At 75.2% G+C, this 16,861-nt stretch carries 12 protein-coding genes; 2 read left to right on the top strand and 10 right to left on the bottom strand.

The window, feature by feature from the left end:
• Positions 1 to 139: 139 nt before the first annotated feature.
• The 4 genes from LCD33_RS25760 to LCD33_RS25745 form a co-directional block, all read right to left on the bottom strand.
• Positions 140 to 436: a DUF3017 domain-containing protein gene (locus tag LCD33_RS25760; protein WP_224957931.1), complete on the bottom strand. Its 297-nt coding sequence runs from the start codon at positions 434 to 436 to the stop codon at positions 140 to 142.
• A 70-nt stretch (positions 437 to 506) separates the two neighbouring features.
• The gene (locus LCD33_RS25755) at positions 507 to 1,358 is read right to left on the bottom strand and encodes a bifunctional methylenetetrahydrofolate dehydrogenase/methenyltetrahydrofolate cyclohydrolase (protein WP_224957932.1); all 852 of its coding nucleotides are present in this window, start codon (positions 1,356 to 1,358) and stop codon (positions 507 to 509) included.
• A gap of 44 nt (positions 1,359 to 1,402) precedes the next feature.
• Positions 1,403 to 2,356, bottom strand: coding sequence for a DMT family transporter (locus tag LCD33_RS25750; RefSeq protein ID WP_224957933.1), 954 nt, complete (start codon positions 2,354 to 2,356; stop codon positions 1,403 to 1,405).
• Entirely contained in the window at positions 2,353 to 3,582 is a 1,230-nt protein-coding gene (locus tag LCD33_RS25745; protein WP_224967909.1) for an MFS transporter, read from the bottom strand. The genes LCD33_RS25750 and LCD33_RS25745 overlap by 4 nt, the downstream gene beginning before the upstream one ends.
• Positions 3,583 to 3,844: 262 nt before the next feature.
• On the opposite strand from LCD33_RS25745, the gene LCD33_RS29225 reads away from it, so the two are divergent.
• The gene (locus tag LCD33_RS29225) at positions 3,845 to 7,090 is read left to right on the top strand and encodes a glycohydrolase toxin TNT-related protein (protein ID WP_304612918.1); all 3,246 of its coding nucleotides are present in this window, start codon (positions 3,845 to 3,847) and stop codon (positions 7,088 to 7,090) included.
• Positions 7,091 to 7,174: 84 nt separating this feature from the next.
• On the opposite strand, the gene LCD33_RS25735 is transcribed toward LCD33_RS29225, so the two are convergent.
• From LCD33_RS25735 to LCD33_RS25725, 3 genes are all read right to left on the bottom strand, one after another.
• Entirely contained in the window at positions 7,175 to 7,774 is a 600-nt protein-coding gene (locus LCD33_RS25735; RefSeq protein ID WP_224957944.1) for a pentapeptide repeat-containing protein, read from the bottom strand.
• Positions 7,775 to 7,847: 73 nt separating this feature from the next.
• Positions 7,848 to 8,051 (bottom strand): hypothetical protein, encoded by a 204-nt coding sequence (locus tag LCD33_RS25730; protein ID WP_224957946.1) that lies wholly within the window; start codon positions 8,049 to 8,051, stop codon positions 7,848 to 7,850.
• A 130-nt stretch (positions 8,052 to 8,181) separates the two neighbouring features.
• Entirely contained in the window at positions 8,182 to 8,691 is a 510-nt protein-coding gene (locus tag LCD33_RS25725; RefSeq protein WP_224978367.1) for a universal stress protein, read from the bottom strand.
• Positions 8,692 to 8,700: 9 nt separating this feature from the next.
• On the opposite strand from LCD33_RS25725, the gene LCD33_RS25720 reads away from it, so the two are divergent.
• A complete protein-coding gene (locus LCD33_RS25720; RefSeq protein ID WP_224978366.1) occupies positions 8,701 to 10,002 on the top strand; it encodes an ArgE/DapE family deacylase in 1,302 nt (433 codons plus the stop codon).
• A 193-nt stretch (positions 10,003 to 10,195) separates the two neighbouring features.
• Here LCD33_RS25720 and LCD33_RS25715 read toward each other — a convergent pair whose 3' ends face one another.
• The 3 genes from LCD33_RS25715 to LCD33_RS29510 all read right to left on the bottom strand — a co-directional run bounded on the left by LCD33_RS25715 (position 10,196) and on the right by LCD33_RS29510 (position 16,327).
• Complete coding sequence (locus tag LCD33_RS25715) at positions 10,196 to 13,486, bottom strand: error-prone DNA polymerase (protein WP_224978365.1); 3,291 nt, start codon at positions 13,484 to 13,486, stop codon at positions 10,196 to 10,198.
• Positions 13,483 to 15,141: a DNA polymerase Y family protein gene (locus LCD33_RS25710; RefSeq protein ID WP_224968892.1), complete on the bottom strand. Its 1,659-nt coding sequence runs from the start codon at positions 15,139 to 15,141 to the stop codon at positions 13,483 to 13,485. The genes LCD33_RS25715 and LCD33_RS25710 overlap by 4 nt, the downstream gene beginning before the upstream one ends.
• A 61-nt stretch (positions 15,142 to 15,202) precedes the next feature.
• Positions 15,203 to 16,327: a hypothetical protein gene (locus tag LCD33_RS29510; RefSeq protein ID WP_308011331.1), complete on the bottom strand. Its 1,125-nt coding sequence runs from the start codon at positions 16,325 to 16,327 to the stop codon at positions 15,203 to 15,205.
• Positions 16,328 to 16,861: the final 534 nt, after the last annotated feature.

The following is a 16,861-nucleotide window of genomic DNA, read 5'->3' as shown; positions in this document are numbered from 1 at the left end:
CCCCGGGGGCTGACCCGGTTATGCGCCCGTCCACCTGTTCCCCCGGGGGGGCCCCCCCCGCGCACCCCCCCCCCCCCCCCCAAAACCCCGCTGAGGTTCCGCCACCCCACCACCGGGCCAAGACGAGCGGGGACCAAGCTCAGAAATCCAGTGGGCCGCCGACGATGGTCACTGCTACGGCTAGCAGCACCAACCCGAACCCGCCGTAGAGGATCAGGTCGACCGTGCGGGAGCGGACCGCGATCAGCCCCACCTGCTCCTGGGGCAGGAACGCCCGCGCGGCCGCCGCCAGCAGCAGCGCGAGGCTCAGCAGCATCGAGCCCTCCCGCCACGCGTGCATCGCGATCCGCAGGAATCCGATCGCCGCGACCAGCAGCACCAGCGCGAACGGCACGTGCACCGCCCACTTCGCCCGGTCGCCGAAGCGTTCGTTCATGCCGGCCTCCCACGCTTGCCCGAACTGCCGGGTCATCGTAGATCCGAGCCCGCGGGGACCGTCCGATCCGTCACGCGGCATGGCGCTCCGCCGCTTCCACGACGTTGGTGAGCAGCATCGCCCTGGTCATCGGCCCGACCCCGCCGGGGTTCGGCGAGAGGTGCCCGGCGACCTCGGCGACGTCGGGGTGCACGTCCCCGGCCACGCCGTCCTCGGTGCGGGTGACGCCGACGTCGAGCACCGCGGCTCCCGGCTTCACCATGTCCGGGGTGATCAGGTTCGGGCGCCCGGCGGCGGCCACGACGACGTCGGCGGTGCGGACGATCGCGGCCAGGTCGCGGGTGCCGGTGTGGCAGAGGGTGGTGGTGGCGTTCTCGCCGCGGCGGGTCAGCAGCAGGCCCAGCGGGCGGCCGACGGTGATGCCGCGGCCGACGACGGCGACGTGCGCGCCGTCCAGCGGCACGTCGTGGCGGCGCAGCAGTTCCACGATGCCGCGCGGGGTGCACGGCAGCGGCGCGGGTTCACCGAGCACGAGGCGGCCGAGGCTGATCGGGTGCAGCCCGTCGGCGTCCTTGTCCGGGGCGACGCGCTCCAGCAGCGGACCGGCGTCGAGGTGCGCGGGCAGCGGCAGCTGCACGATGTAGCCGGTGCAGGCCGGGTCGGCGTTGAGCTCGTCGAGCACCGCCTCCAGGTCGGCCTGGCTGCTGTCTGCGGGCAGGTCGCGGCGCAGCGAGGCGATGCCGACCTTGGCGCAGTCGTTGTGCTTGCCGCGCACGTACGACTGGCTCCCGGGGTCGTCGCCGACGAGCACGGTGCCCAGCCCGGGGGTGGCGCCGCGCGCGGCGAGTGCGGCGACGCGGCCGCGCAGCTCCTCGTAGATCGCGTTCTTGGTGGCTTTGCCGTCCAGGATCGTGGCGCTCACGGTTGCTCATCGTGGCAGACGCGGGCCCGGCTGGTCCGGCGGGATCACGCTCGGGCGAACCGGTCCGGCAGTGAGGCGACGGCGACCGCGACGAACGTGAGGGCGACGCCGACGACGGTGGTCAGCGGCACGCTGGTGCCGGGCGCGGGTGCCAGCAGGTCCAGCAGCAGCGCCCCGAACAGCTGGCCGGCGACCATCCCCATGCTCAGCACCAGCACCCCGGTGCGGTGCACCAGCGCGGCGGCGCCGCCGATCACGAAGATGCCGAGCACTCCGCCGAGGTACAGCCACGGCTGCGGCGGCAGCGGACCGGGCAGGCCGCGCACCGCGACCTCCACCAGCCAGGCCAGCAGCAGTCCCGTCGCCCCCACCCCGAAATTGATCACCGCGGCGGAGGCGGGCGACCCGGCGGTCTGCTTCACCCGGCCGTTCACCGCCTGCTGCCAGGCCACGCCGATCCCGGCGAGCGCGGGCACCAGGATCAGCCAGCTCGCGCCGGACCCGGTCAGCTCCTCCCACACCGCGACCAGCACCGCGAGCACCGCCAGCACCGCGCCCACCACGCGCGGTGCCGTCCCCCGCTGCGGCCCGGCGGGTCCGAGCCCGATCCGGTCCACGACGAGCCCGCTGGCGACCTGCCCCGCGACGACGGCGACGGTGAACAGCGCGACGCCCAGCGCCGCCGCCGACAGGCCCTGCCCGAACACGAGGAACCCGCCCGCGACACCGCCGAGGCACTGCCACCAGCGCAGGCCCCCGTCGCGCAGGGCCGTCCGCACCGTGCGCAGGCCCGCGCGCGCGACGGGCAGGAACGGGGTGGCCAGCAGCAGCACGACCAGCCCGGAACCGAAGGAGATCAACGCGGCCCCGAGCCCGTCCCCGAGCTGCGCGCCGAGCGCGCCGTTGAGCCGCGACTGCACCGACAGCACCACTCCGACCAGGACGGCACCGGCCATGCCGAGGGCTCGGCCGCGGGTGGCGGAAGCTTCAGCACTCACGGGACGGGAGTGTCCTCCGCGGACCGAGTCCGCACGCTCGGATGTGCGGCGAGGCACACCGCGGCCAGCGCCAGCGCGGTCCCCGCCGCCGCGGCCGCCGCGGGCCCGGACGCGTCCAGCAGCGCCCCGGTCAGCGGCGCCGCGATCGCGGACCCGACCATGCCCGCGCTCGCCAGCCAGCCGAACGCCTCCACCCGCCTGCCCGCCGGGGCGAGTTCGCCGATCCGCGCGTTGTTCGCCGCGAACGTCGGCGCGATCGCCAGGCCGCCCACCAGCAGCACCGCGCTCACCAGCCACGGCGACCCGGGATCGGCGACCGGCGGCAACACCGGCACCAGCACCGCCACGCCCGCCGCCACCAGCGCACCGCGCAGCCACAGCCGGGGCCGCCGCGCCGACGCGCCCAGCAGCAGCCCGCCGATCAGCGAGCCGACCGCCCACACCGCGGCCAGGTAGCCGGCCAGCTCCGGGGTGCCGCGGTCCCGCGCCCAGCCGACCAGCAGCAGGTCCACCGAGATCACCCCGCCGATCATCAGGCAGGTGAACCCCAGCGCCAGCGCGAACCCGCGCGCGGCGAACAGCGGCTCACCCCCGGACCGCTCTCCTGCCGCGGGCACCGCGTCGATCCCGGCCCGGCGCAGCACGAACGCGAACACGGCCGCCCCGGCCGCGCCGATCACCCCGCACCACGCGGTCGCGGCGAACGCGCCCTGCACGGCGACGACGAACGCGGCGAGGATCGGGGAGACCACGAACAGCAGCTCCTGCGCCGTGGCCTCCACCGCGAACGCGGCCTGCCGGGCCGGGCCGTCCGCGATCCGCACCCACACGGCCCGCCCCACCTGGCCCGCGGGCGGGAAGGACAGTCCCGTGGCGAACGCCACGGGAACCAGCAGCCACCACCACTGCGCGGGCAGCCGGCTGTCCGGACCTGCCAGGAACGCGATCGCGAACAGCCCCAGCCCGTAACCGCACCCCGTGATCAGGAGCACTCCGGTCGGCCCCGCGCGGTCCGCCGCCCGGCCGCGCACCGGACCCGCCACGGCCTGACCGACGGTGATCGCGCCGCCGATCACACCACCGGCCGTGTAAGAACCGGTGCGGTCCGCGATCAGGAACGTGAGCACCAGGTTGATCGCCGGTTGGTGCAATCGAGCCAGCAGACCTGCGCCGAGCAGCGTGAACGCGTGCGGAACCTGGGCCAACAACAGGTACGGGCGCAGCACGCGGTTCACTGTGCCGGTCGGCGTCCGCAACGGCCAGCGATTTTCGTACGGCGGATCACACCTGGTGGTGTGATGTCGCTCCGGACGTCCACAAGGCAGGCTTTGGAGCTCGGAACGACCCGCCCGACGATCACCGCCGCACCCACGGCGCCGAACCACTGCACCGAACTCACCCGGGACGACACACCACGAACGACCCTTCGAGTAGCGTTTTCGCGGGGCGGGGTCGGTGGGCCCGGTTGAGAGGGGGAGGATGTCACCCATGTCGCGTCCGACAGCGATCAGTCCGGAAGAGCAGGAACAGATAGCCCGCAGGATCGGCGTCCTGCTGTTGCAGGCCGCACCTGAGGACTGGCAGCAGATCACGGTCGAGTACCGCGCCACGGGCGAGTACCAGGATCTGCTCGGGGAGGTCGCCGCCCAGGACGGTGGCACCGAGCCGTGGGAGCCGCCCGAAGAGCTGTGGGGGATCTTCGAGCACCTGCGGGAAGGCATGTACCGCCCCGACGTGGGTACGTGGCTCAGCGCGCTCTACGTGGTGGAGCGCCCGTCGAGCTACCGCATCGACATCAACTTCGACGCCGAGCCGCAGTGGCAGCGCCCGCTGCCGCGCGCCGCGTACGTCGACGAGCTCCGCCGCTACCCGCGCACCGACGACAACGTGCCGGACTGGATGCGGGAGAAGCTGGACGGCGCGACCGCGCCCGCGGAGCAGGCCGGCCAGCAGCCGGAAGCGCCCGCGCAGCAGACCGAACCGCCGCGGCAGGACCACCCCGCGCAGGAGGCCGCCCCCGCTCTCCCGCGCCGGGAGTCGCGCCGCGGCGAGCAGCACGAGCCGGAACCGGCCGCGTTCGCCGCGGAACCGCCGGCGGCGGACGACCCGGACGCGGAATTCCGGACGGCGCTGGTGTTCGACGACTTCGACGACCAGGGCCGCCCGCTGGTGGCGACCCGGGCGCCGGTGCCCCAGGACGAGATCGGCGCGCTGCGCCACTACCTGGAGAACGCGCCGATCGTGCTCGCGTCCCGCGACAACGACGACGACCTGCTCGACCCGAACGCCCCCGCTTCGGTGCCCTCGACCTGGCACACCGACGGGACGTGGGTGTGGCCGGGCGCGGTGCCCTACTACCTGATGCAGTACGGCGTGCCGCCGCAGCCGGAGCTCGTCGAGCACATCCGCTCGCGCCGCTTCGCGCTCGGCGAGGTGGACGACCGCACCCGGGACGCCGCGGTGCGCGAGCTGTTCGACCAGCCCGAGCACGACGGGTACGACGAGCAGGCCACCGGCGAGACGCCGCGCGTCGAGGAGGACTACGCGGTGCGGCTGCCCGCGCCCGCCGAGCCGACCGAGATCGACCGGCCCGGCGACTCGTGGCGGGAGGAGCACGCGTTCGAGTCGAGCGGGGCGGTGCTCGGCCGCCGCGAGAAGCCCGCCGAGCGCACCCCGGCCGACGCCGAACCGCCGCTGATCACGCACGGCGAGGAACCCGAGGCCGCTTTCGAACCGGGCACCCCGGTGCTCGGGCGCCGCGAGAAGCCGGCCGAGGACTCCGCGCCGGACGCCGGGCTCCCGCTGATCACCCACGACGACGAGCCGGTCGACCAGGCTCCCGCCGGGCTCGGCCTGGACGAGGACGTGGCCGAGGAGTCCGGTTCGCGGCACGGCCTCGGCAGCGGCGCGGACGAGGACCTCGACGAGACGCAGGCCGTGCTGGCGCGGCTGCACGACCGGCTCATCGAGCTGGGCGTGGACGGCGGCGAGTACCGCGTCGGCAGCCACTCCCCCGACGCGCGCTGCCTGCTGCGCGACGAGCCCGGCTGGGTGGTGACCGCCGGCGAGGACGACCTGCACGGCGACGTCCACTTCGAGCACGCCGACCAGGCGGCGGCCTTCCTGCTCGGCAGCCTGCTGCTGTCCAGCACCGAGCCGCTGCCCGCTGCCGAGGACCAGCGGCGGCGCTCGCCGGCGGAAGCCCCGCCGGCGGAGCCGCTGCGTTCGGAGCCCTCGCGGCCGGAATCCCCGCGTCCGGAATCCCCGCGTCCGGACGCGGACACCGCGGAACCCGCCGCGCCCGCGCCGGAGCCGGAACCCGCCGGGTTCGCCACCGCGGACGGGTCCGAAGTGGAGCAGCCGGGTCGCTCGGAGCGGTTCGCCGCGTTCGGCAGCACGCCCGACTCCCCCGCGGCCGGTCTGTTCACCGACCACCGGGCGGACGAGGCCGCCGAGCTCCCGCAGCGCGGTGACCGCGCGGCCCGGGATCTCGGTGAGACCCCGGAAGCCCGGCCCGCCGAGGCGGAGGTCTTCGAGGCGCAGCAGCCCTTCGCGGCCCAGTCCGTCGACGCCCAGCCGTTCGACGCCCAGCCGTTCGACGCCCAGTCCGCCGAAGCGCAGGCGGCCGGGACCCCGGCCGTCGACGCCGCCGAAGCGCAGGCCGCCGACCACCAGGCCGAGCCGGAGCGGGAGTCCGCGGACGCCGCCGACCAGCGCTCCGCGCTCGGCGACCTGCCGCGCCGCGGTGCCCCGGCCGAACCCGCGCAGCGCCAGCCCGCGCCCGGTACCGGCGGGCACTTCCTGTTCACCGCCAACCAGGCCCCCGAGCAGGAACCCGCGGACGAGGGCGGTTTCCAGCCGGCGGCACCGGACGCGGAGGCGACCCGGTTCCAGCCGATGCCGAACGTGAACGGGGCGGCGCCGAACGGCTTCGCCCAGAACCCGGCTGCCCAGAACCCGGGGGCGCAGAACCCGGCGGCGCAGGCACCGGGTGCCCAAGCACCGGGGGTGCAGAGTCCCGTGCAGCCGGGCTCGCAGCACCCGCAGGCCCCGCAGCCCGGCCCGCAGGGCGGCCCGGCGAACCCGCCGCTGCCGCAGCGCGGCCAGCGCCCCGAGCAGGACCAGGCGGGACGTCCGGGCGCGCCCGGACCGCAGGGCCCGCACGGCGGCCCCGGCGCCGCTCCGACCGGGGGCGCCGACCGCCGTCCCGGCCCGTCCGGGCCGGGCATGGCCGGACCGCCGCGGCAGGGACCGGGACCGCAGGGCCAGGCCCCGCAGCAGGGCGAACCGCAGGGCCGTCCCGGCGGGCCGATCAAGCGCCCGCCGCAGAACGCCCCCGGTGAGCAGCCGCACCCGTCGCAGCAACAGCAGCAGACGACGGGGAACATCCAGCCGCTGCGCGGCGAACCGCCGTTGACGCTGTACCGGGACCGGCGCAACCTCGTGCTGCAGCCCGGCACCGAGCTGGACCGCTTCGGCGACCCGGCGGGCAACGTCACCTACGCGGCCCACACGCCGTACAACCAGCGGTCGCTGCCGCCGCAGTGGTCCACCCGCGGGTACGCGGCGTTCCGCGTGCAGCGACCCCTGCAGGCGCTGCGCGGCACGGCGGTGCCGTGGTTCGAGCAGCCCGGTGGGGGCACGGCCTACGTGCTGCCCGGCTCGGTCAGCGACCTCGTCGCCGACGGCACCCTCCAGGAGATCGGGGACGCCCAGCGCCCGCCGATGGAATGAGGTTCGGAGCAGGTCCGGAGAACCGGCATCGCCCCTCGCGGGCGGTGCCGGTTCTCCTTTCCCGGGGCGCGGCCCGCGGGTGGGTCAGTCGACGCGGAGGCCCTTCGCGGCGGCGAACGCCAGGGCGGTGTTCACATCCACCCGTGCGCCCGCCAGCACGCTCTGCGCGAGTCCGTCGGCGTCGATGATCGCGCCGCGCAGGTCGGCCTCCTCGAACCGGGTGCCGAGCAGCCGCGCGCCCATCAGGTCGGCCTCCCGCAGGTCGCAGCGGCGCAGGTCGGCTTCGCCGAGGTTCGCCTCCCGGAACCGGACGCCGCGCAGGTCCAGCCCGCGCAGGTCGGCGCGGCCCATCCCCGCCAGGGTCAGGTCCGTCTCCCCCGGCTTCCACTGCCGCAACCGGCAGTCCACGAAGGACGAACCGAGCAGGCTGCACCCCTCCCACCGGGAATCGCGCAGCACCGCCCGGTCGAACCGGCAGGAGCGGAACGCGCACGCCCGGATCCGCGACTCGGCGAGATCGGTGCGGCGGAAGGTGCATTCGGTGAACACGCAGTTCCGCGCGCGCAGCAGACCGAGGTCGGCATCGGTGAAATCGCAGTGCGCGAATTCACGGCCGTCCCATTCCGCACCGGTCAGCACCGCGTCGGAGAAGTCCTCGCCGAGGGTGCGCAGATCCTCTTGCATGCGGCCAGCTTCGCAGAAAGCACCGACGGTCCCGGCCGCGCGTCCGGCTTTCGCGGCGGTGCCGGGCGGCCGCTCAGCTCGGCGGCTGCAACCCCGGCAACCTGCCTGATCCGCCGCAGTGCGGGCAGCTCCGCCATTCGCCCATCGACATGCCCGTCTCGGTCTCCCGGGTGGCCTGGATCGCGTACAACCGCGGTTCGCTCACCTTCCGGAAACCGGCGCAGGTGAAGCACACGGTGTTCGGCCCTTCCTCGAATCCGGGCCCGTCCTCGCTCATGCCCGACATCCTCACACGGATGGACCGGTGATGAGGCCAGTTCAACGCGCTCATCCGCACTTCCGCCATTCGGCGGTATCGGCACCACGCACAGCGAATTGATCGAACTTTCAATTAATAGTGGGAATGATCAGGGGACCACGACGACCGGCCGCACCGCTTCCACCACCAGCGTCGCGGGCACCGTGCCCAGCAGTCCGCCGCGGCGCCGGGACCGGCCCACCACGATCAGGTCGGCCCGGTACTGCTCGGCGACCTGCTCCAGGCCCACCGCCGGATCACCGCGGTGGTGCACGAAGTCCCAGTCGATGTCGATGTAGCGCAGGTGCGCCACGACCTCCTTCTTCAACTCCTCGACGAGGCTCTCGGCGGCTTCGCTGGCCACCGCCACCCCCATCGGGGACCAGTAGGCGACGCCGCCCACGGCCTCCACGTAGACCAGGACGAGGCGCGCTCGCTCCCGACGGGCCAGTCCCGCCGCCCACGAGGCGGCGTGGAAGCTCGCCGGGCTGCCGTCCATGCCCACGACGATGCCGCCCAGCCCGTCTTTCCCGATCTCGAACTCGCGCTCGATCTTGTCGCCCTCGGCCACGCCGGAATGGTAGTAGCAGCCCTCCAGCGCCCGACGACCATGCGCCACACTCGGGTCGTGACCACCTCGCGCAGCAGCACTGAGCACGGCGAACCCGCCCGCACCGACCTCGAACGGGCCGCGCTGGCGGCCATCGACCTCGACGGGGTGCTGCGGGACCTGCGGGAGCTCGTCGCCATCCCCAGCGTCGGCGGCAGCCGCGGCGAGCAGGACGCGCAGCAGTGGTGCGCCGACCGGCTCCGCGGGCTCGGGCACCGGGTGGACCACTGGCGCATCGACCTCGACGAGCTCGCCGCGCAGCCCGGCTTCCCCGGCCAGGAGGCCGAACGGGACGTGGCGCACGGCTGCGTCGGCGTCCTCGGCGACGGCGAACCGGCGCTGGTGTTCTGCGGCCACACCGACGTGGTGCCGCCCGGCGACCTGGACCGCTGGCCGGACCGCGACCCGTACGCGCTGCGCGTGCACGACGGCGTCGCCGCCGGCCGCGGCACCTGCGACATGAAGGGCGGCATCGCGGCGTTCCTCGGCGCCCTGGAGGCGCTGCGCACCGCGGGCATCCCGCTGCGGCGGCCCGTCGGGGTGCACGCGGTCGTCGGCGAGGAGGACGGCGGGCTCGGCGCGTTCGCGACGTTGCGCCGCGGGCACCGGGCGCAGGCCGTCGTGCTCGCCGAACCCAGCGGGGGCGATGTCGTCGCCGCCAACGGCGGCTCGCTCACCTTCCGGCTGGAAGTGCCCGGGCAGAGCACGCACGGCTCCACCCGGCTGCGCGGGGTGAACGCGGTCGACGGGCTCGCCGGGCTGCTGCCCGCGCTGCGGGAGCTGGAGGCGCGGCGCAACGCCGACCCGGATCCGCTGGTCGCACACCTGGACCTGCCGTACCCGCTGTCGGTCGGCGTGGTGCGCGCCGGGGACTGGGCCAGCACGGTGCCCGACCTCGCCGTCGCCGAAGGCCGGTACGGGGTGCGGCTGGACGAGGACCTCGACACCGCGAAGGCCGAGTTCACCGCCGCCGTCGCCGAAGCCTGCGCCGCCGACCCGTGGCTCGCCGAGCACCCGGTGCGGGTGAGCTGGCCCGGCGGCGTGTTCGCCAGCGGGCGGCTCCCGGCGGGCCACCCGCTGCTGGACGAGACCCGCGGCGCGATCCGCGACGCGGGCGGTGCGGAACCGCGGGTGCTCGGCGCCCCCTACGGCACCGACCTGCGCCTGTACGCGGCCGCCGGCGTGCCGACGCTGCAGTTCGGCCCCGGCGACATCCGCTACGCGCACGCCCACGACGAGCACGTGCCCCTCGCCGACCTGGAGCAGGCCGTGCGCACCTACGTGCTGCTCGCCCTCCGCCGCTGCGAACCGGTCGGCTGACCATTCCTGTCAGCGGCGAAGCCGCTGAGCCAACGACCACCAAAGCAACCGGACCACCCGCGGGTTCTCAGCGGTTTCCTCGCGAGGACAGCGATTTCCCTCGTGGCGGAGCCACTTGGGAAATCGATCCCGCAGCGAGGGAACCGCTGAGGTTCCGCCACCCCACCCCCTCGCAGCAAAGGGGGAACAGCAGTCAACAGAAGTCGCGGGATGTCGAGGGAATTCTCATGTCGAGGCGCTGCAAGCGGTCCGCCCGCAGGTTCACCACCCCCTCGGAGCGCTCCACCGTCCCGCGCACCAGCAGCGCCGCGCTGCCCCGCGCCACCGAGCGGTAGCGCGCCCACAGGCCCGGCGAGCACACCACGTTGACCATCCCCGTCTCGTCCTCCAGGTTCAGGAACGTGATGCCGCCCGCCGTCCTCGGGCGCTGCCGGTGCGTCACCGCACCGCCCACCAGCACCCGCGTCCCGTGCGCCACCTCCGCCAGCCCCGCGGCCGGGACCGCTCCCCAACCGTCCAGGCGGGACCGCACGAACTGCACCGGGAAGCTGTCCGGCGACACGCCCGTCGCCCACACGTCCGCCGCGGCCAGCTCCACCCCGTCCATCCCCGGCAGCACCGGCGCCGCCGCCGACACCGTGGTGCCCGGCAACCGGTCCGGCCGGTCCGCCGCCGCGGCGGCCGCGTTCCACAGCGCCTCCCGGCGGGACAGGCCGAAGCAGCCGAACGCGCCCGCCGTCGCCAGCGCCTCCATCTGCGGCGCCGACAGGCCCACCCGCCGCACCACGTCCGGCAGGTCCGCGAACGGGCCGTGCTCGGCCCGCTCCGCCACCAGCCGCTCCGCGACGGCCTCGCCGACGGTGCGCACCGACGCCACGCCCAGCCGCACCGCCTGCCCGCCGTCCGAACGCTCGTCCGGCTCCAGGTCGGCGCGCACCCGGCTCGCGTTCACGTCCGGGCCCAGCACCCGCAGGCCGTGTCTGCGCGCGTCCGCGGCCAGCGACTGCGGCGAGTAGAACCCCATCGGCTGCGCCTTCAGCAGCGCCGCGCAGAACGCCGCCGGGTAGTAGCGCTTGAACCAGGCGCTGGCGAACACCAGCAGCGCGAAGCTCAACGCGTGGCTCTCCGGGAACCCGTAGTTCGAGAACGCCAGCAGCCGCGCGTACACCCGCTCCGCCAGCTCGTCGCCGATGCCGTTCGCCGCCATGCCCGCGAACAACCGGTCCCGCAGCCGCCGCATCCGCGTTCCCGAGCGCTTCGCGCCCATCGCCCGGCGCAGCTCGTCGGCCTCCGCGGGCGAGAAGCCCGCGACGTCCACCGCCAGCTGCATCAGCTGCTCCTGGAACAGCGGGACGCCCAGCGTCTTCGCCAGCGCCCCCGCCATCAGCGGGTGCTCGTAGTCCCACTCCTCCAGCCCGTTGCGGCGGCGGATGTACGGGTGCACCGAACCGCCCTGGATGGGGCCGGGGCGGATCAGCGCCACCTCCACCACCAGGTCGTAGAACTCGCGCGGCTTCAACCGCGGCAGCGTCGCCAGCTGCGCGCGACTCTCCACCTGGAACACGCCGATCGCGTCGGCGCGGCGCAGCATCTCGTACACCGCGTCGTCGGCCAGGTCCAGCTCGCCGAGGTCCACCCGGCGGCCGTGGTGCTCGGCGACCAGGTCGATCGCGTAGTGCAGCGCCGAGAGCATGCCCAGCCCCAGCAGGTCGAACTTCACCAGCCCCGCGGCGGCGCAGTCGTCCTTGTCCCACTGCAGCACCGTGCGGCCCGGCATCCGCGCCCACTCCACCGGGCACACCTCGCTCACCGGCCGGTCGCACAGCACCATGCCGCCGGAGTGGATGCCCAGGTGGCGGGGGAAACCGATCAGCTGGTCCGCCAGCTCCCGCACCTGCGCCGGGATCTCCTCGTCCGCGGGCAGCTCGTGCCAGGACTCCACCCGCTTGCTCCACGCGTCCTGCTGGCCCGGCGAGTGGCCGAGCGCCCGCGCCACGTCCCGCACCGCCGACTTCGGGCGGTACGAGATCACGTTCGCCACCTGGGCGGCGTGCGTGCGGCCGTGCAGGCCGTACACGTACTGGATGACCTCCTCGCGGCGGTCCGACTCGATGTCCAGGTCGATGTCCGGCGGGCCGTCCCGCTCCGGGGCGAGGAACCGCTCGAACAGCAGCTCGTAGCGCACCGGGTCCGCGTTCGTGATCCGCAGCGCGAAGCACACCGCCGAGTTCGCCGCCGAACCCCGGCCCTGGCACAGGATGTCCTGCTCCTGGCAGAACCGGACGATGTCGTGCACCACCAGGAAGTAGCCGGGGAAGCCCAGCCGTTCGACCACCGCCAGCTCGTGCTCCAGCTGCCGGTACGCGGCCGGGTTCCGCTCCGGCGGGCCGTAGCGGTCCAGCGCGCCCCGCATCGTCAGCTCCCGCAGGTGCTGGGCCTCCGTGCGGCCCGGCGGCACGTCGAACGGCGGCAGCCGCGGCGCCACCAGCCGCAGGTCGAACGCGCACTCCCGGCCCAGCTCGGCGGCCGCGGCCACCACCCCCGGGTAGCGGGCGAACCGGCGAGCCATCTCCGCGCCGGACCGCAGGTGCGCGCCCGCCGACGGCGGCAGCCAGCCGTCCAGCTCGTCCAGGCTGCCGCGCGCCCGGATCGCCGCCAGCACCGCGGCGATCCGCTCCCGCTCCGGGGAGGGCAGGTGCGCCGCCGTGGACGCCACCGCCCGCAGCCCGCGGCTGCGCGCCAGCTCGAACAGGGCGTCGTTGCGCACCGAATCCTCCGGCAGCCCGTGGTCGGTGAGCTCCACGGCCACGTTCTCGGCGCCGAACAGCGCCACCAGCCGGTCCAGCTCCGCCGCGGCCGCGGGCGTCCCGCCCTCGGTCCACGCCGCGCGCACCGCGCCCTTGCGGCAGCCGGTCAGCACCAGCCAGTGCCCCGCGGCCTCCGCCGCCAGCTCCGCCAGGTCGTAGTGCGGGCGGCCCTTCTCCCCGCCGCGCAGCTGCGCCGTGGTGATCGCCCGGCACAACCGGCGGTAGCCCTCCGGGCCGCGGGCCAGCACCAGCAGGTGCCGGTCCGGCGGGTCCGGTTCGCCGGTGCGGGCGGAAGCCCGGCCGCCGCCGCTGCCCAGGCCCAGTTCAGCGCCGAAGAGGGTGCGCACGCCGTGCTCGGCGGCGGCCTCCGCGAAGCGCACCACCCCGTACATGCCGTCGTGGTCGGTCAGCGCCACCGCTTCCAGGCCGAGGCGGGCGGCTTCGGCGACCAGCTCCTCCGGGTGGCCGGCGCCGTCCAGGAAGCTGAAGTGCGAGTGCGCGTGCAGCTCCGCGTAGGGGACTTCGGCGGGCGCGGGTTCGCCGCCGTCCCCGTGGGGCGCGCGGGTCCGCTCGGGGTCGTCGTCGGCGGGATAGCGCTCGTCGCGCGGCGGGGGCCCGGCGCCGGACAACGCCTTCTCCAGCTCCGACCAGCTCTGCGGCGGGTTGAACCAGCTCATCGGTACACCCCCTGCACCCACCAGGCGGCGTCCTCGTGCACCAGCAGCAGGGCCACTTCGCCCGGGTCTTCCTGGTCTTCCTGGTCTTCCTGGTCGTGCCGGTCGTCTTGGCCGCCGCCGGCCCGGGATTCGTCCGCTCCGGTGTCCGGGGCGAGGACCACCTGCAGCCGCACGATCAGCGGCGCCTCCCGCCTGCCGGGGCCCTGGTCCCACCAGCGTTCCCGCAGCGGCCACGGACCGGCCCAGCCGACGATCTCCCGGCCGCGACCGCGCACCAGCACCCGCCGGGGTGGCGCCGTCAGCTCCGCTCGCGCGGTGAGCCGCACCGGTTCTCCGGACTCGTCGAGCACCGTCGCGGGCCACGGTTCCTCGGGCAGCACCGACGGGGACGGCGCCGGAATCCGCCCCGGCCACGGGCGGTCCGGTTCCAGCCGCGGGTGGCGTTCCGCGCCCCACGGCACCAGCGTCACGCGGTCCCGCGCGTCCCGACCGCCGGAGGGCACGCCCACCAGCACCCGGTCCGGCCCGAGCAGCCCCTGCACGCGCACGAACGCGCGTCCCGCACGGGCGTCGGCGGCACCGGTCGCCGAGCGCACCAGGTCCAGTTGGAGCCCGCCCGCACCCACGACCTCCTCCGGGGACAGCGCCAGCACCGCCACCCCCGAGGTGGGGCGCGGTTCCCGCGACCGGGCGCTGAGCCAGCCGTCGAGCTGCCAGCGCACCCGGTCCACGGTGTCGGCCGGGGTCAGCGGTTCCGCGCACCGCCACACCCGGTGCAGTTCCTCGCCGTGCTCGGTCCGCGCGGCGATGCCCAGCCGCGTGCAGGCGACGCCGCGTTCCGCCAGCAACCGGTGCAGCCGCTCGGCCAGCGCCTTCGCCGCGAACGCCGCCGCGTCCACCCGATCGACCGGCGGGTCCAGCCGTTCGGTGACCGTGAGCTCCGGTTCCGGGCGGCGCCGGTCCGGCGGGCGTTCCTCCTCGCCGCGCGCGGAGCGCTGCGCCAGCAGCGCGTCGGAGCCGAAGCGGGTGGTGACGTCGCCGGGGGGCAGCGCGGCGAACTCGCCGAGCGTGCGGATCCCCAAGCGCCGCAGCAGGTCCACCAGTTCCGCGCGGTTCGCGGTGAGCCGCTGCGCGGGCTGGTCGATCTCGCCGATGCCGAGCGGAGCGAGGAACTCCCGGCTCCCGCCCGGTGGCACCAGCACGCCGCGCCGGGCCGCGAGGACCCCGGCGAACAGGCCGTCGGCCGCGCCCACCTGGCATTCCACCCCGGCCCGCGCGGCGACCTGGTCGACGAGCCGTTCCGCGGCGGTCTCCTCCGCCCCGAAGTAGCGGGCGGGGCCGCGCGCGGGCACCGCCACCAGCCCCGGACGCACGACCTCCACGCCCGGGGTCAACTGCTCGACCGCGGCCACCACCGGTTCGAACAGCCGCGCGTCCCGCGCCGGGTCGTGTTCGGACACCACGAGTTCCGGGCACCGGCCCTGCGCTTCCCGGCGCCGCATCCCGCGCCGGACCCCGGCGTCCCGGGCGGTCGCCGAGCAGGCCAGCACCCGGTTCGCGGTGAACACGGCCGCGGGTGCCAGCGGGTCGAGGTCGTCGGCGCGGGAGGCCGCCACCACCGGCCAGTCCGGGCACCACACCAGGAACCGCCGCACCGCGGAGTCGTGCCCCGCGGCCGGAGCCCCGGCCGACCGGGGTGGAGTGGGGCGGGTGACGTCAGCCGGCACGATCGCCGCTCCGCACCGGGCGCAGCGCGCACCGCGCCGCTGCCCCGCTGGACCCGGCTGCTCCGCTGGACCGCGCTGCTCCGCTGGACCTCACCGCCCCGCTGGCGCAGGCGCTTCCTGGGCCGGTGCCGTGGGGCCCGACATCGTTGGACCTCGCCCCACCGGCGGAATCCGGCACCCCGTCGGAGCCCGCGTTCCGCCCGGAACCGGCTCCTCCGCCCGAACCCGTGGCGGCCGTGGACCTCGCAGCGGGTTCCCACGTCGACGGTCCCGGCCGAGCCGCAGGTTCCCACGGCGCCACCGGTTCCAGCGGCGTCGACGGTTCCGGCCGAGCCGCAGGTCCCGGCCGAGCGGCGGTTTCCAGCGAAGCCACGGTTTCCAGCGGTGCCACGGGCTCCAACGGCGCGGCGGGCCCCAACGGCGCGGCGGGTTCCCACGGCGCGGGGGACTCCAGCGGTGCCGCTGGCCCGCCGCGTCCCGGCAGCAGCATCCGGCACGAGCGCGGCCGGGAGGCCGCCCCGCGTCCGCCCGCGCGCACGGTGACCTCGCGTTCCCGCAGGTGCCCGTGGCCCTGCCCCACACCGCGCCACCGCGCCTGCCCGCACCGCAACCGCACTTCGGCACCCGGCCAGGCACCGAACGGCAGCAGCACCGCACCGCGGTGCCGGGCCCGGGTGGACAACCGGCGGGCGTCGGCCTCGGTCACCAGTCCCGGGCGGCCGACCACCACCATATCCACCCCGTCCAGCAGGGCCGCGATCACGGCGACCGGGTCGTCCCCCGGGTTCGGCACCAAGGCCAGCCGGGACAACTCCACGCCTGCCTCGGCCGCCGCGGTCAAGCCGATCCCCGGGAGCCCGACGACCGCTGCCCAAGATCCTTCCGCCGTCGCCTCGGACAGCAGGGCGAACAGCAGGGAAGTCGATTCGTGCACCGCCACCGTGCTGCCACGGCGCAGGCCTGGCCATGGCAGCACGGCGGCGAATTCCGCCCGCGCGGGCAGCACCCGTCCCGCAACGGGATCGCCACCCGCCTCGGCGACCGAGGTGGCCACGGACACCCCGTGAGCCGTGGTCACCCCGTCCAACGCCACCAAGGACGTGCTCGCGGACATCCGCTGTCTCCCCACCTCGTTCGCAGGGATGCCCGACCCCGTCTCGGGCACCCACGTCCGCTGTGGGGAGACAGCGGTGAGGACGTGCCGTCTGCACCCGAACGGCACCACCTCGTGGAACGACCGCCCCCCGACGGCGACCGCTCCGGAGTTTCTTTCCGGTAGTTCAGTACTTCCGGCGGTCCCCGTTCCACTGCGGACCGCCGCCGTTGCCGTTGCGTCCCTTCCTCGACATCACCGTCCCGATCACCCTCGTTCCGCGCGCCCCCGCGACGCCCGGAGTCCCCGGTCACCGGCAGGCCCGGGCACCCCGCCCCTGGACCGCACCGCAGGTCGTTCCCGACCCGACCGAAGATCGAACCCTTGTTCGACTGGCTCAAGTAAACCCTGGCCAGGAGCCCGCCGTCAAGGCGTTCACACCAAAGAGCGAACACAAGTTCGATAACCGCAGGTAGGCGCGTCCCGTCCCGAGAAGCCCGCCGGACACCCACATCCTGCCCCCGCCCACCGACAACCCGGCGCGCACGAGAAGAG

This window comes from Saccharopolyspora sp. 7B, from assembly GCF_020177435.1.
Lineage (GTDB): Bacteria > Actinomycetota > Actinomycetes > Mycobacteriales > Pseudonocardiaceae > Saccharopolyspora_C > Saccharopolyspora_C gregorii.
Note: the sequence above shows the minus strand (reverse complement) of the source record. Positions and strands in the feature narration are given on the sequence as shown.

What these genes read in the sequence shown, in the direction of transcription:
- LCD33_RS25760 (WP_224957931.1), bottom strand. Translation starts at nt 436, where the DNA reads ATGAACGAACGCTTCGGCGACCGGGCGAAGTGGGCGGTGCACGTGCCG.
- LCD33_RS29225 (WP_304612918.1), top strand. Translation starts at nt 3,845, where the DNA reads ATGTCGCGTCCGACAGCGATCAGTCCGGAAGAGCAGGAACAGATAGCC.
- LCD33_RS25735 (WP_224957944.1), bottom strand. Translation starts at nt 7,774, where the DNA reads ATGCAAGAGGATCTGCGCACCCTCGGCGAGGACTTCTCCGACGCGGTG.
- LCD33_RS25730 (WP_224957946.1), bottom strand. Translation starts at nt 8,051, where the DNA reads ATGAGCGAGGACGGGCCCGGATTCGAGGAAGGGCCGAACACCGTGTGC.
- LCD33_RS25715 (WP_224978365.1), bottom strand. Translation starts at nt 13,486, where the DNA reads ATGAGCTGGTTCAACCCGCCGCAGAGCTGGTCGGAGCTGGAGAAGGCG.
- LCD33_RS29510 (WP_308011331.1), bottom strand. Translation starts at nt 16,327, where the DNA reads ATGTCCGCGAGCACGTCCTTGGTGGCGTTGGACGGGGTGACCACGGCT.